General features: G+C 45.3%; 9 protein-coding genes. All 9 read left to right on the top strand.

Annotated features, from left to right (window positions below):
- Window positions 1-363: 363 nt before the first annotated feature.
- Window positions 364-807, top strand: coding sequence for a 50S ribosomal protein L11 (gene rplK, locus P2H89_RS15220; RefSeq protein ID WP_275828246.1), 444 nt, complete (start codon window positions 364-366; stop codon window positions 805-807).
- A 45-nt stretch (window positions 808-852) separates the two neighbouring features.
- Window positions 853-1,551 carry a 50S ribosomal protein L1 gene (gene rplA, locus P2H89_RS15225; RefSeq protein WP_345799368.1) on the top strand — a complete coding sequence of 233 codons (699 nt, stop codon included), beginning with the start codon at window positions 853-855 and terminating at the stop codon, window positions 1,549-1,551.
- Between the two features lie 78 nt (window positions 1,552-1,629).
- Complete coding sequence (gene rplJ, locus P2H89_RS15230) at window positions 1,630-2,172, top strand: 50S ribosomal protein L10 (RefSeq protein ID WP_275828249.1); 543 nt, start codon at window positions 1,630-1,632, stop codon at window positions 2,170-2,172.
- A 168-nt stretch (window positions 2,173-2,340) separates the two neighbouring features.
- The gene (gene rplL, locus P2H89_RS15235) at window positions 2,341-2,715 is read left to right on the top strand and encodes a 50S ribosomal protein L7/L12 (RefSeq protein WP_275828251.1); all 375 of its coding nucleotides are present in this window, start codon (window positions 2,341-2,343) and stop codon (window positions 2,713-2,715) included.
- A gap of 728 nt (window positions 2,716-3,443) precedes the next feature.
- Window positions 3,444-6,596, top strand: coding sequence for a TonB-dependent receptor (locus tag P2H89_RS15240; protein ID WP_275828253.1), 3,153 nt, complete (start codon window positions 3,444-3,446; stop codon window positions 6,594-6,596).
- Window positions 6,597-6,624: 28 nt separating this feature from the next.
- The gene (locus P2H89_RS15245; protein ID WP_275828255.1) at window positions 6,625-8,175 is read left to right on the top strand and encodes a RagB/SusD family nutrient uptake outer membrane protein; all 1,551 of its coding nucleotides are present in this window, start codon (window positions 6,625-6,627) and stop codon (window positions 8,173-8,175) included.
- Window positions 8,176-8,298: 123 nt separating this feature from the next.
- A complete protein-coding gene (locus P2H89_RS15250; RefSeq protein ID WP_275828256.1) occupies window positions 8,299-9,309 on the top strand; it encodes a LacI family DNA-binding transcriptional regulator in 1,011 nt (336 codons plus the stop codon).
- Between the two features lie 392 nt (window positions 9,310-9,701).
- The gene (locus tag P2H89_RS15255; protein WP_275828258.1) at window positions 9,702-12,689 is read left to right on the top strand and encodes a SusC/RagA family TonB-linked outer membrane protein; all 2,988 of its coding nucleotides are present in this window, start codon (window positions 9,702-9,704) and stop codon (window positions 12,687-12,689) included.
- Window positions 12,690-12,702: 13 nt separating this feature from the next.
- A complete protein-coding gene (locus tag P2H89_RS15260) occupies window positions 12,703-14,364 on the top strand; it encodes a RagB/SusD family nutrient uptake outer membrane protein (RefSeq protein ID WP_275828260.1) in 1,662 nt (553 codons plus the stop codon).
- The last annotated feature ends 6 nt before the right edge of the window (window positions 14,365-14,370 follow it).

Consider the following 14,370-nt stretch of genomic DNA (forward strand, 5'->3'; position numbering starts at 1 on the left):
ATTTATTTTTTTGAGTTGTTCGTGTAATTCATTGCAGCAAGTTGCAATTCAATGCAAAAGCTACGTAGAAAAATTCAAAAAATAAAAATTCATAAGAAGTTTGCCCCTTTATAACAAGCTAGTTACCACTTGTTGGCATACCTAACGGTAAAATAACCGCGCCCCGCAGTCGCCCGAAGCCTTACCTTTGGCTCTGCTCACAGGCTGGAAAAATGATTTTAAATTCACGTATTTTCCCTAACTTTGCGTCCCCAATTATAAGTTCTTTTATGGTCCCGTGCCGTTACGGGATAGAGGAATTTGGGAGACTAAGTACTGGTAATCAGCCAGGAACGGTCGTTCGAACCAATAAATCAATTAAAAATGGCTAAAGAAATTACCGGCTTCGTAAAGCTACAGGCAAAAGGTGGTCAGGCCAATCCTGCACCTCCCATCGGTCCTGCTCTCGGTTCCAAAGGTATCAATATCATGGAATTCTGTAAGCAGTTCAACGCCCGTACGCAAGACAAAATTGGAAAAGTGCTTCCGGTTTTGATCACTGTTTACTCCGACAAGTCTTTCGAATTCGTTATCAAGACTCCCCCCGCTGCTGTTCAGTTATTGGAAGCTGCCAAGCTGCAAAGTGGTTCTAAAGAACCCAACCGCAGCAAGGTAGGTAAAGTGAACTGGAGCCAGGTTGAGGCAATTGCTAAAGACAAGATGCCCGACCTGAATTGCTTCACCCTGGAAAGTGCTATGAAAATGGTGGCTGGTACGGCCCGTAGCATGGGACTTACAGTTGATGGTCAAGCTCCCTGGGAAAATTAATTCATTACTGTCTTCGCAACTATGCGGGGGCTTCCTAAAAACTGAATGAAAATGGGTATCGTAAAAAAAAGAAAAGCGGTAGACGCTAAGATCGATAAAAATAAAGTGTATTCACTGAAAGAAGCATCTACAATCGTAAAGGATGTGAATACCACTAAGTTTGATGCTTCTGTTGACCTTCACATCCGTTTGGGTGTTGACCCCAAGAAAGCAGACCAGGCCATCCGCGGTACAGTTATCCTGCCCCATGGCACCGGTAAAACAAAACGCGTACTGGTTCTCTGCAATCCCGACAAAGAAGCCGATGCGAAAGCAGCAGGCGCTGACTTCGTAGGTCTGGACGAATTCATCCAAAAGATCGAAGGTGGTTGGGTAGATGTAGATGTGATCGTTGCTACTCCTTCCGTAATGCCTAAGATTGGTAAACTGGGTAAGATCCTCGGTCCCCGTAACCTGATGCCTAACCCCAAAACAGGTACTGTTACTAACGACGTAGCAGCTGCTGTAAATGAGGTTAAAGGTGGTAAGATCGCTTTCAAGGTTGACAAAGCTGGTATCATCCACGCTTCGATCGGCCGCGTTAGCTTTAGCCCCGACAAGATCGCTGAGAACAGCAACGAGCTGATCAACGCTATCATCAAGGCAAAGCCATCTTCTGCAAAAGGTACTTACCTGAAGAGCGTATTCATGGCAAGCACTATGAGTCCGTCTATTCCAGTAGACACCAAATCTTTAATCAACTAAATTGAGTAACGCGTTCGTGGGCTAAGAACCTTTCCAAGGAAGAAGAGCTGACAGCGAAAACATCTAAAAATTTGCGTTATGACAAAGCAAGAAAAAAATGAAGTAATTGACGTATTGAAAGAGAAGTTCTCTCAGTACAACAATTTCTATATCACAAATACTGAATCTCTCACTGTTGCACAGGTAGGTAAACTCCGCCGCGTTTGTTTCAACAAGAATGTTGAAATGAAAGTTGCTAAGAATACCTTGATCAGAAAGGCCCTCGAAAGCCTGGATGAAAAGCGCTTTGCCGGCGTTTTTGATTCTCTGAATGGTGTTACAGCTATCATGTTCAGCGAAAATGCTAAAGAACCCGCTCTGATCATCTCCGATTTCCGCGCTGCCGGTAAAGTTGGTAAGAAAGAAGAAACAAGGCCAGTTCTGAAAGCTGCTTTTATTGATGGTGACGTGTATGCTGGCGACGATCAACTGGCTACGCTGACTGCACTGAAAAGCAAGAACGACCTCATCGGCGAGATCATCGGATTGCTCCAGTCTCCTGCCAAGAATGTTATCAGCGGCCTGAACGCTGGCAACAAACTGGCCGGCCTCGTAAAAGCCCTGGAAGACAGAGCCCAATAATTGGCTATTCAAAGTCGCAGGCTGCGATGTATGTCCAGGCCTGCCACTTTTAAATAACTACCCAAGTCTTCGGGTATAAGTGAAGACAAATTAAATTACCTCCGCCGGAGTGATGGCTTAAAATATTTATAGCCGGAACCATGAAGGCGGTTTCTAAAACGAAGTAAAATGGCAGATTTAAAAGCATTTGCAGAACAGCTGGTTAGCCTGACTGTAAAAGAAGTTAACGAATTAGCTAAGATCCTGAAAGAAGAGTACGGTATTGAGCCTGCTGCTGCTGCTGTAGCTGTAGCTGCTGGTGGTGGTGCTGCTGCTCCTGCAGTAGAAGAAAAGACTGCTTTCAACGTTATCCTGAAAAACGGTGGCGCTAACAAACTGAACGTAGTTAAGATCGTTAAGGATCTGACTGGTCTCGGTCTGAAAGAAGCTAAGGATCTGGTAGACGGCGCTCCCAAGCCCGTTAAGGAAGGCGTAAGCAAAGCTGATGCTGAAGCTCTGGCTGCAAAGCTGAAAGAAGCTGGTGCTGATGTTGAAATCGCTTAATTAGATTTCCTTCTTACATAATTACCCCGGTCACAAACCGGGGTTTTTTTATTGCTATACCCTGCGAGGCTGATCCTGCCGTTTAATATTGTCCCTGTCGCTACACAGTCCTGAGTTACTTATAAAATAGAAACATCTTAACAGGCAACACCGCCTGGTCATTAATTCCCGTAATTTTACATTGGCGTATAATTCTTATCAAATTGAAAAACTCCCCTGAAGCCTGCCATCCGCGCCCTACTGACTTTCAGTGAATTTAATTGTACGTAGGAATGTGTTCTGTATCGAATTGAATCATCCCACTGAACCTGCTATCCAGGCCTTGTCCCAGGCAACTGCATCTTTGAGCAACCTGAATGTTACAACACCCGAATCCTGCCCCAAAGCTGTCGAGTAATTCCTCCCTTCCCGGATTTCAACCGTAGATTCAGCAAGTTGGAACGGTTTCGTAAACTTATTTTGCAAAATCGGTTTAGTTACTTAATATTGGATACTCTCCTGAATCTTTACTACCGTGTGAAACCAAGCCGCTGGTATTCAGCGCCATGATCGATCATAGCTATTCCCCCCCTGTAACTCAACAGTAGATAGTTGACTGGTTAACAGTACTGGCTTAGCCCGGCTATTGAGTGATAATGGCATTTCTAACGATTGAATTAGATAGCCTCTCTGGATCTGTTGACGGCCTCTACTGTGCAAAAGGCTTGTTCACCAAATTAATACTGCATATGAAAAAGGTTTATTCCAACTTCAGGCAGGCAGGGATTCTATTTCTCTTCCTCTTGTTCACTTCCGCCTACGCTTTTTCACAAACAAGAATGATTACCGGTAAGGTTACCGATTCCAAAGACAACACTGGTTTGCCTGGCGTATCCGTGCAGGCCAAGGGCGCACCGGCCGTCACGCAAACCAATGGCGATGGATTCTTCAGACTTGAAGTGCCGCAGGGCGTCACCGTGTTGACATTTTCGTTTGTGGGATACGATAGGGTTGAAGTGCCTATTGGCGCATCCGACGTTGTGAACACAACCATGGCGGCTAGTAGTCAGGCCATGCAGGATGTAGTTGTAATTGGATACGGAACGCAGCGTAAAACCGATCTCACGGGAGCCGTCGGGTCAGTGAAAGCCTCTCAACTGGCCGAGCGGCCGGCGCCTTCACTGAACCAGGCGCTGGCAGGCAGAATTCCAGGTGTACAGGTTAATACCAACTCCGGAAGGCCCGGAGGGCAAACCAATGTACGCATCCGGGGCTTCAGTTCCATCAACACCTCCAATAACCCTTTGTATGTGATCGATGGCGTAATTCTTCCCGTTGGTACCCAAACACAGAACAGTAACGCTATTGACTATATCAATTCAAGTGATATAGCATCGGTAGAAGTGTTGAAAGATGCATCGGCAACGGCCATATATGGCGCGCGTGGTGCAAACGGCGTAATCCTCGTAAGCACCAAGCGGGGCAGCAATTCCGGTGGCCGTATCACCTACGATCTGGAACTGAGTGTGCCCACGATCGGGCCACACCGGGTTGAAATGCTGGATGCAAAGGAATATGTAGCGCTGGAAGATCTTGCATATGATAATATCAAGGTCTACGATCCGCAGGGATGGGCTTCGGGCAACTATGCATCCACTCCCGATCCGCGGGTGAAACGCAAGAGTCTCCCATTGTTGTTCGATGCCAACGGAAATCCATTGTACAACACCGATTGGCTGAAGGAATCTACACAAAGCAAAATTTCCCAAAACCACCAGGTGTCATTTTCAAACGGCAACGCCGATAACAATTATGGAGTATTCCTGGGTTATCGGAATGACAATGGACTTTTACTCAACTCTTACCTGAAGCGATACTCTGGCAGGTTTGTGTTCGACAGCAAGATCAAACCCTGGTTAAAGGTCGGGGGAGCATTAAGTTATAATAACCAGCAGGAGAATATTGTGGATCAGGGAACTGGTGGATTGAACTCTGTACGCATGATCACAGAGAGCTTTCCGTTCTTGCCGGTCAAATATCCGAATGGCAAATGGGCAGATAACGCTGATTATCCCGATGCAGAAGGCGGTTCCAATCCCGTTCACATCATGACCGAGCGCAAATATGGAATGGTAACGCAAACCACCTTGGGCAACGTTTATGCAACAGCCACTATCGCCAACGGGCTGGAACTAAAAACCGTCCTGGGCGCCTATGTGCTCACCAGAAACATCACAGAATATAATGGCCGTACTTTGTCTAACATTTCGCTCGATCAGCGTGGCACAGCGAATATTGTCAATAACCGCGAATCATATTGGTCGTCCGAGACCTACCTCACTTACAATAAAAAAGTAAGGCAGAATGATGAGTTCACCGGCTTGTTAGGTATATCCTGGCAGGAAACCAATATCTTCAATACCGGGGTTGGATCAGAAAACTTCTCCACTGATTATTTTGAAGCAAATAACCTGGGAGCGGCCAGCAAACCCAATCCCGGAAGTTCGGGTAGGGCGAAGTTTGCCTTTAACTCATACTTCGGACGGTTCAATTATGTGCTTAATGACAAATACCTGTTTACATTAACCGGCCGGATCGATGGATCATCGAGATTTGGGGCCAATCACAAATATGCATTTTTCCCTTCTGCGGCAGTAGCCTGGAGAGCATCTTCCGAAGACTTCCTGAAGAACAGCAATTTGATCTCTAATTTGAAGTTCAGGGCCAGTGTTGGTGAAACCGGTAACTCGGAAATCCCTTCTTATTCATCCCTCTCATTGCTTGGATCCGACTATGCGGCCATTATCAACAACACAAGAACAGCAGGTGTGGGATTGGGCCGCCTGGAGAATCCTGACTTGAAATGGGAAAAGACAACACAAACCGATTTCGGCGTAGAGCTAGGCTTGTGGAATAACAGGATCGTTATAGAGGCTGATATCTATTATCGTAAAACGACCGACATGCTGTTGAATGCACCTGTGCCTCGTTCAAGCGGCTACGCATCCATTTACAGGAATATTGGCAGCATGGAAAACAAAGGTCTTGAGCTCTCCCTGGGTACTGTGAACATTACCACGCCAAATTTCAGTTGGACCAGTGCTATCAATTTATCCATAAACAAGAATAAAGTCCTGGCACTTGCAACACCTGCCGATATATTTGGCGTCGGCAACCCGAACTTTACCAATCAAACCGGTATCATTAGGGTAGGGGAACCCGTAGGTTCATTCTGGGGACTTACCCGCCTGGGCACCTGGGCCACTAAAGATGCGGCCGAAGCGGCAAAATTCACCAGCTACCGGGGTGGTAAACCCATATTGCCGGGTGATATCAGGTACCTGGACGTAAACGGTGACTATGCTATCAACGATGCCGATAGAAGTATCATCGGTAATGGCAACCCGGATGGTTGGGGAAGTTTCTTCAATACATTTAAGTACAAGAATTTCGAACTGCTCCTCGAATTGCAATACGTATATGGAAACGATGTGTTGAATATGACCAAACACTCGGGTGAAGACCGTCAGGCGCTGGCCAATAGCTTCAGCACAGTATTGGATGCCTGGACTTCCAGCAATGAGAATACACCCGTTGCAGCCATCAGGAACAGTAAGGCGGGCTATGTGACCAACGTAGACACCCGTTGGATGGAGGATGGGTCATTTCTCAGGGGTAGAAATCTGTTATTGGGCTATACGTTCGATCCTTCCCGCATCAAGCGGTATTACCTGCAAAAGTTGAGGTTATATGCTTCGGTGCAGAATTTCTTCCTGGCCACCAAGTTCAGCGGCAATGATCCGGAAGTTACCACTTATGGCAATCCATTTGCCCAGGGTCAGACTTTCTTCGATTATCCCAAGCCAACGACTTTTACAATAGGCCTTAACGTTACCCTTTAATAAATTCCTTCACCCAAATGTTAGCAATATGAAATACCTACTCAAAAAATACAGCGTCATAGTATTTTATAGTTTCATCCTATTAGGCAGTCAGGGATGTAATAAGTTTCTCGATGAAGGAAACGACCCATCCAACCTGAGCCCGGATATATATTATACGCTGCCCGAACACGCGGATGCGGCAATTGCAGCAGCCTATGCGCGTACCCGGTTTATCGGCGAAGGTGCGGGCATCTTCGTTCAGAACTTTTCCATGCTGGAAGCGGTGACGGGAACTGCGCGTACCGAAACAGCCCAGAACTCCGATCTTAACAACCTGTTTGGATTGGTGCACAACGGCGATAACCTGTTGGTCAATAACTGGTGGAACGGGTTGTACAACGTAATTGCACAAACCAACCTGGTAATGGACAAAGTGCCCGGCATTGATATGGAAGAGGCACGGAAGAACAAAGTACTCGGCGAAGCCAAATTCCTGCGGGCCTGGGCCTATTTCTACCTGGTGCGCCTGTGGGGTGATGTACCATTACTCACAAAACCGATCTATTCATCGGGCGATAGCAGCTTTACACCAAAACGTACGGGATCACAGGCTGTTTACGACAAGATAGTTGCGGATCTTACAGAGGCAGAAGCTTCGGGTATCCCCTGGACTGATGCATCCGGCAGAGCGACATTGGGGGCCACTAAAGCCCTGCTGGCAGAAGTTTATCTTACCATGGCAGGCCAGCCACTCAACAAGGGAGCAGCTTATTACACATTGGCTGCCAATAAAGCAAAAGAGGTGATCAGTAACGGATCATTCAGTTTGTTTACAACCTACAACGATCTGCACTCACTGGCCCAGGAAAATAAGGGGGAGCATATGTTCGAGATCCAGTATCTGGCATCGGTGGCCGGTAACCCCATTCAGCCAATACTGTTGCCGAACTTTAAAGGTGTATCTAAATATGGAACCGAAGTGGGCAGTACCGTACCTACACCAGCTTTTTTCGCTTCTTACGAAGCGGGGGATGCACGGACTGTAGATCGGCAGGGATTCTTCTACACCTCCTATTATAATGAGGGATTTGGTCCGTTAAAGAACCTGGGCGCCCCCTATATATTTAAGCATTTTGATGTGGTGGCACATGGAACCTTTAATGTGGAAGGTACGGCCCAAAGCGACCTGAACTGGCCGCAGATCCGCTATGCTCAGGTGCTATTGACCTATGCGGAAGCACAGAACGAATCGGGGGCAGCACCCAATACCGATGCCTGGAATGCCTTGAAAGCAATCCGCGACCGGGCCAAATTGGCCACACCGGCGCTGGGTACCTTTAATACAGCCAGCTTCAGGCAGGCTGTTTGGCGGGAGCGTTGGCACGAGCTGTGTTATGAAGGCATTACCTGGATGGACATGGTACGCACGAGAAAGGCTTACAAGGAAAGCAACAACACATTCGAAGACTTTGTGGGACACGTATTTGCCGATAACGGCGCGAAACTGGAGCAAAAACACCTCCTGTTCCCCTTACCGACCACTGAGATCAGGAACAATCCCAATTTGAGACCGCAGAATCCGGGATACCCCGAATAGTAGTGTGCTGAATACACGACAGAAAGAATATGAATCGGCCAGGGATACAAGTGTGTTCCTGGCCGGTTTTAAATTGACCGGAAAGGATTAGATTAGCAGTTTTATTACTATTTCTCATTGCTTATGAAACGAGTATCACTGAAAGACATAGCCAAATTGGTAGGAGCTTCGCCTTCAACGGTGTCATTTATCCTGAATGGAAAAGCCAGCCAGATGCGGATCAGTGACGAGTTGAAGAATAAAGTATTGGCTACAGCAAAGAAAATGGGCTATCAGCCTAATCAGGTCGCAGTAAGCCTCCGTACGGGGCAAACAAAGATACTGGGACTGTTGGTAGAAGATATATCAAATAATTTCTTTGCATCACTTGCTAAAACCATTGAGGAGGAGGCCGAGGAGTTTGGGTATAAGGTGGTTTACTCGAGTACGGAGAATAACAGTAAGAAAGGGGTAGAGTTGCTGCGCATGTTGACGCAGCGCCAGGTAGATGGATACCTGATCACACCTACGGTGGGCATGGAAGAGGATATCGAGATGCTGGCAAGGCACAAGAAACCGTTGGTATTGATGGACCGCTACTTCCCAGGTATCGAAGCACCATATGTACAGGTAGACAATAAAGGGGCGGTGGAAAAGGGGATGGAGCACCTGGTAGAGAAGGGCTACAAAAAAATTGCCTTTATAACGATTGAATCGCCGATGATCCAGATGCGCCAGCGTGAGGAGGCATATCTAGACGCAATCGCAAAATCTTCAGCACAAAAGAAGAAGCTCATATTGAAAGTAAATTATAGCGGGGGAAGAGAAACCGCTATAGAGCAGATAACCGACTTTCTCAAAAAGCAACAACCCGATGCTGTATTTTTTGCCACCAACTACCTGGGTATATTAGGATTGGAAAGCATTCGGGCTATTAGCCTTTCAATACCCAAAGACCTTGCAGTCGTTTGTTTTGATGACAATGACATATTTCGTTTACATCTCCCTGGAATTACAGTACTTCAGCAGCCGGTAGAAGCGATCGCCCGGACTGCTATTCATATCTTGATGCAACAACTCGGCAACAGTAAAGTACCGGTTAAAAAAAATCAGGTACAGCTTGCAGCGAACTTGATCGTTAGACAGTCTACTTAAAACTGTAGTATTAACAGTTCATTGTAATTCTTTTTGCAAAATCGGTTTAGTTGCGTAATATTGACCCTTACATTACGTTAAGAAGTCAATATCCGGCTTCCGTTTTCATACCATTATACCTTATTACAGTGCAGTAAATATTTTTTTTATCCTATGGCTAAAACGTTTTAGGTCAGTGTGATAGGTGGAGCGTAGGCTCTCCTCTCATACAAGCCAGATGAATTAGGTATCCCCTGATTTTATTTTTGGGTCATCGCTAAAACGTTTTAGGTCTTACGTTTGCCTGATCATAACATGCTTCTTGATTATCCGGGTTTCATAATCGGGAAGAAAACTAATCGATAGCTAAGAGTTTTTTTAATTCAAACAAAAACCCAAACAAACACTTGCGTATGGAAAAGCGACGTTCCAACCTCGTGCGGGGCGGATTGCTTTGCCTGATGGCATTGCTATTCTTCTCCGTCACCTCTTTCTCTCAATCGAGAACCGTTACCGGTAAGGTTACTGGTAAAGACGATGCCCCAATTCCGTCAGTTACAGTGACAGTTAGGGGTACAACCACTTCCACTTCTACAGGCAGTGATGGTTCCTTCAACATTAATGTCCCCAATAACACATCCGTACTCGTCTTCTCTGCTATCGGATTTGCTGAACAGCAAATTTCAGTGGGGAGCTCTGCTACCATTGATGTGGTACTTTTAACCGGCACTAAGTCTTTGGATGAAGTGGTGGTGATTGGGTATGGAACTCAAAAAAGAAAGGAAACAACTTCTGCCGTTGCCTCTGTAAAGTCCGAAGACTTTAACCAGGGCGGAGCAAGAAATGCCCTTGACCTCGTTCAGGGTAAAATTGCCGGCTTAAACATTACAAGAACCGGAAGCAGCAACCCCAACTCTGGAGTTGCAATTCAATTACGCGGTGTAGTATCACTAGCAGGTAGTCAATCTCCGCTGGTGGTTATTGATGGTATTCCTGGTGGTAATCTTGATCTTTTGCAACAAGATGATATTGAATCAATCGACGTGTTAAAGGACGGATCAGCGGCAGCTATCTACGGTACACGTGCAAACGGCGGTGTAATTTTGGTTACAACCAAAAAAGGAAAATCTGGTCCTGCCCGCTATGATTACTCTACCTATTGGAGAAAGGAATTCATTACTAGAAGGCCTGACTTTATGAATGCGGCCGATTATCGCGCTAAAATTGCGGAAGGGGTAATTCCTGCTCAGTATGGTACTGGTGCATATAATTACAACACCGATTTTTTCGATGCTATTGTGAACCACGACAACCTGACTCAATACCACAACCTGGCACTTTCAGGTGGTACCAATACGACCAGCTATCGTGCAAGCATCTATTATAACGACTTTCAGGGCATTTCCTTGAAAAATAATCGTTCTCAATATGGTGCCCGTTTAAATATTAATCAGCGTGGTATGAACGGTCGTTTAACCACTCAGGTTAACATAGTTACAAATTTCAACCGTGCCAATTTATTGGGCGGCGGTGGTTGGGAAGACCAGTTGTCTAAAATCCCAACACTGTCAATCTATAAGCCAGATGGTACCTATTATTTTGAACCGACAAGTACAAATCAGGTCGCTCGTTTATACCAGGAAAAGAACCTGCGTGATCAACAATCCACTGCTGCGGATGGAAAAATTTCATTGGAGATCCTTAAAGGGTTAAAAGCCTCATTCTTCGGGTCTGTTCAAAGAAATAGCTACGTTGATAACTACTATGCAAACCTGAACTCAGAAGTTTCAGTAGAAAACCCTGTGATCCCCGCAGGCGGTGGTACAGGTGCAGCAGGTGGCCGTGCTTCAAAAGGTACTTTCCTGGGTGTAGATTACGCCATGGAGCCAACTATCGAGTACGGAACGAAGATTAAAAATGACCACTCCATTTTTGCTCTTGCCGGCTATAGCTATCAGTATGGTTTTTCTGAAAACTTTAGCGCTTCGAATTCTGGTTTTGTAAATGACCTTTTTCACGAGGATAATCTTGGAACCGGTAACCAATTGATCGCTGGCAAGGCTGGCATTAGCAGCGGCAAATCAGACAACACGCTGATCGCTTTCTTTGGAAGGTTAAACTATTCTTACCAGGAGAAGTACATGGCCACTTTTATATTGCGTCGTGAAGGATCTTCTCGCTTTGGTGCGAACAACAAGTGGGGTAATTTCCCAGCTGTCTCCGCTGGTTGGAATATCGATCGCGAAGATTTCATGAAGAATATCGAGTTTGTTAACAACTTGAAGCTTAGAGTTGGTTATGGTGTAACTGGTAACTCCGGTATTCCAAACTATAGTTCATTGGTAACATTGGGAACGGGTGGTTTCTACCTGAATCCTGATGGTGCCTGGAGACAAACTTATGGCCCAAGCAGAAACCCCAACCCAGATCTCCGTTGGGAAAAGAAAAAAGAACTCAACATTGGTGTAGACTTCAGCATATTGAATAGCAGACTTAGCGGTTCAATTGAAGCGTATCAGCGTAGAACTGAAGACCTTCTGGAAAACTACAATACCCAGTTACCTCCGTTCATTCAGCCTACCATCTTTACTAACGTAGGTACAATAGAAAGTAAAGGTATTGAGCTTACACTTAATGCTGTGGCTATTAAGAAGAAGGATTTTACATGGGATATGGACTTCACGGCAAGCACGAATAAGAATCGCCTGGTGTCATTCTCTAATGATGTATTCAAAATTACCTTTAAGGAATACGGTGGTATTGGTGGTTTTGGTGCGCTGGGTAACGCCATCCGTACTTATGAAGGTGGTGATGTGGGCAACTTTTATGGAAAGAGATTTGCCGGCTTTGATGATAACGGAAAATGGCTGTTCTATAAAGCCGACGGAAAAACCAAGGTTCGTTTCGGCGATATTAAGGAAGAAGACCTTACTGTTATTGGAAATGGCATTCCCAAGTACTATATGTCATGGACAAATAATTTCTCTTATAAGAACTTCGACCTGCGCGTATTCTTCCGCGGAAGATTTGGTTATGATATCCTGAATACTATGGAGCTTTCCTATGGTAATAAGGTAGCATTGCCAAACAACTTGTTGAGAAGCGCATTTACAACCCATGCAAAATTGAATGACACTTACCAGTATTCTGACTATTATCTGCAACCAGGCGGGTTCTTGAAACTGGATAACGTAACATTGGCTTACAGATTTAAACTGAAGAATGATTACGTGCGTAGCCTGCGTGTTTACCTGAGCGGTCAAAATCTGGTGACCTTTACCAAGTATGATGGTAACGACCCAGATTTTGTTAACGACACCGGTTTGGGTGCCGGGGTAGATGCCCGCGGCCCTTATCCTTCGACAAGGCAGTATACTGTAGGTCTTAATCTTGGTTTCTAAAAAAACGAAAATCATGCAACAAATTCATAAGAAATTAAAGTATGCATTCATAGGTGCTTCCATGCTTGCCATCGGCAGTTGCACAAAATTGGATGAGAACGTTTATAGTGAGTTCATTACTGAAAACTATTACAATAACAAAAACGAAGTTATATCGGCAGTACTAAGGCCCTACACCCATACTAATGCCTGGATCATGTCATCCGGTCAGGTCGGCTATTGGAAGGTGAGCGAGCTTGCCGCCGATCAGCTTGCATGGCCTGTAAAAGGTCGGCACGGACAGGACAATGGAAACTGGATCCGCCTTCACAATCATACCTGGATTCCCGATGATCCAAGTATTGTTTGGGATCCCTGGAGATTGATGTACACAGGTGTTGGTTTTTGTAATGATCCTATCAAGAACCTTGGCGACCGGACGATTGCTAGTATGGGAATCACCCAGGAGGAAAAAGATGGTTACATTGCTGAGCTTAAGATGCTCAGGGCTTTTTACTACCTGAAGTTGATGGATTTGTATGGCAACATTCCTGTGGTAACTCAGGTTGGTGAACCATTGAACCCTGCTACTACAAAGAGGGCGGACGTTTTCACCTTCATCGAAAAAGAAATCAAGGATAATATTGATAAAATTCCTAACCTTTCACCGCAATTAGTTGGTCGCTTTTCCAAAGCTGGCGCCTACGCAATGTTGGTGGAACTCTATCTGAACGCTGAAAAGTGGACTGGTACACAACGTTGGGATGACTGTATTCAGGCCGCCGATAAATTGATTCAGGGACAAGCTGGTTGTCAGGTGGCAAATGGAACAATGCAACTTGATGCCAATATCACCGACACTTATAAGGCTACAAACCATCTGACTTCTAAGGAAATTGTTTGGTCCATAGCATATGATAACCTGGCGGGTTTTAGAGCAAACTTCAACTCAGACTTCTATCATTTTGACCAGCGCTTTATCTACGATGGTACATTTAATGGAAACGACGGAGTTGTTGTCATTCCCGGGGTATATAGTAAGTTCAAGGACGCTGACTTGCGTAAGAAAGAATGGTTTCTCATCGGACCACAGTTCTACCTGGCAGATCCCACAAAGCCTGTAATTTGCAGTGGAGGTAATGAATATAATGGTGAACAACTTGTATTTGTTGATAATATCAGAAAGAACAAGTCATTGCAACCAGGTCAGGATCCCAATACGCTGGTATCTGATATGACGCAGGGAGAGGAAAATAGCGGTGTACGGTTTAATAAGTACAAACCAGGTCGTCAAACAGAAGCAACTTACTTTAACAATGATTGGGCAGTTTATCGCCTCACTTGGATCTATTTTGCAAAAGCAGAAGCACTCATGCGTAAGAATGGCGGTACAGCCAATGCAGATGCAGTTGCGTTGATCAACGCATGCAAACAGCGGTCATTTGCTGCTGCTGATTGGGCTACAGAAGCTTATACCACTACGACATTGACTATGGATGAATTGTTGGCTGAAAGAGGTCGCGAATTCATCTTTGAAGGATGGCGTCGTCAGGATCTGATCAGATTTAACAAGTTTGTTACAACCGATTGGTGGGATCACAAAGCAAGCAACGATAAGAATAAGGAACTGTTTCCTATTCCACATCGTCAAAGGGTTGCCAACACCAAACTTGAGCAAAATTTGGGATATAACTAGTCAAAA

The sequence above is a fragment of the Paraflavitalea sp. CAU 1676 genome (assembly GCF_029223285.1).
Lineage (GTDB): Bacteria > Bacteroidota > Bacteroidia > Chitinophagales > Chitinophagaceae > Paraflavitalea.

Excerpts from the sequence above, each read along its gene's own strand:
- rplK (WP_275828246.1), top strand. The coding sequence starts at position 364 with ATGGCTAAAGAAATTACCGGCTTCGTAAAGCTACAGGCAAAAGGTGGT.
- rplA (WP_345799368.1), top strand. The coding sequence starts at position 853 with ATGAAAATGGGTATCGTAAAAAAAAGAAAAGCGGTAGACGCTAAGATC.
- rplJ (WP_275828249.1), top strand. The coding sequence starts at position 1,630 with ATGACAAAGCAAGAAAAAAATGAAGTAATTGACGTATTGAAAGAGAAG.
- rplL (WP_275828251.1), top strand. The coding sequence starts at position 2,341 with ATGGCAGATTTAAAAGCATTTGCAGAACAGCTGGTTAGCCTGACTGTA.
- P2H89_RS15240 (WP_275828253.1), top strand. The coding sequence starts at position 3,444 with ATGAAAAAGGTTTATTCCAACTTCAGGCAGGCAGGGATTCTATTTCTC.
- P2H89_RS15245 (WP_275828255.1), top strand. The coding sequence starts at position 6,625 with ATGAAATACCTACTCAAAAAATACAGCGTCATAGTATTTTATAGTTTC.
- P2H89_RS15250 (WP_275828256.1), top strand. The coding sequence starts at position 8,299 with ATGAAACGAGTATCACTGAAAGACATAGCCAAATTGGTAGGAGCTTCG.
- P2H89_RS15255 (WP_275828258.1), top strand. The coding sequence starts at position 9,702 with ATGGAAAAGCGACGTTCCAACCTCGTGCGGGGCGGATTGCTTTGCCTG.
- P2H89_RS15260 (WP_275828260.1), top strand. The coding sequence starts at position 12,703 with ATGCAACAAATTCATAAGAAATTAAAGTATGCATTCATAGGTGCTTCC.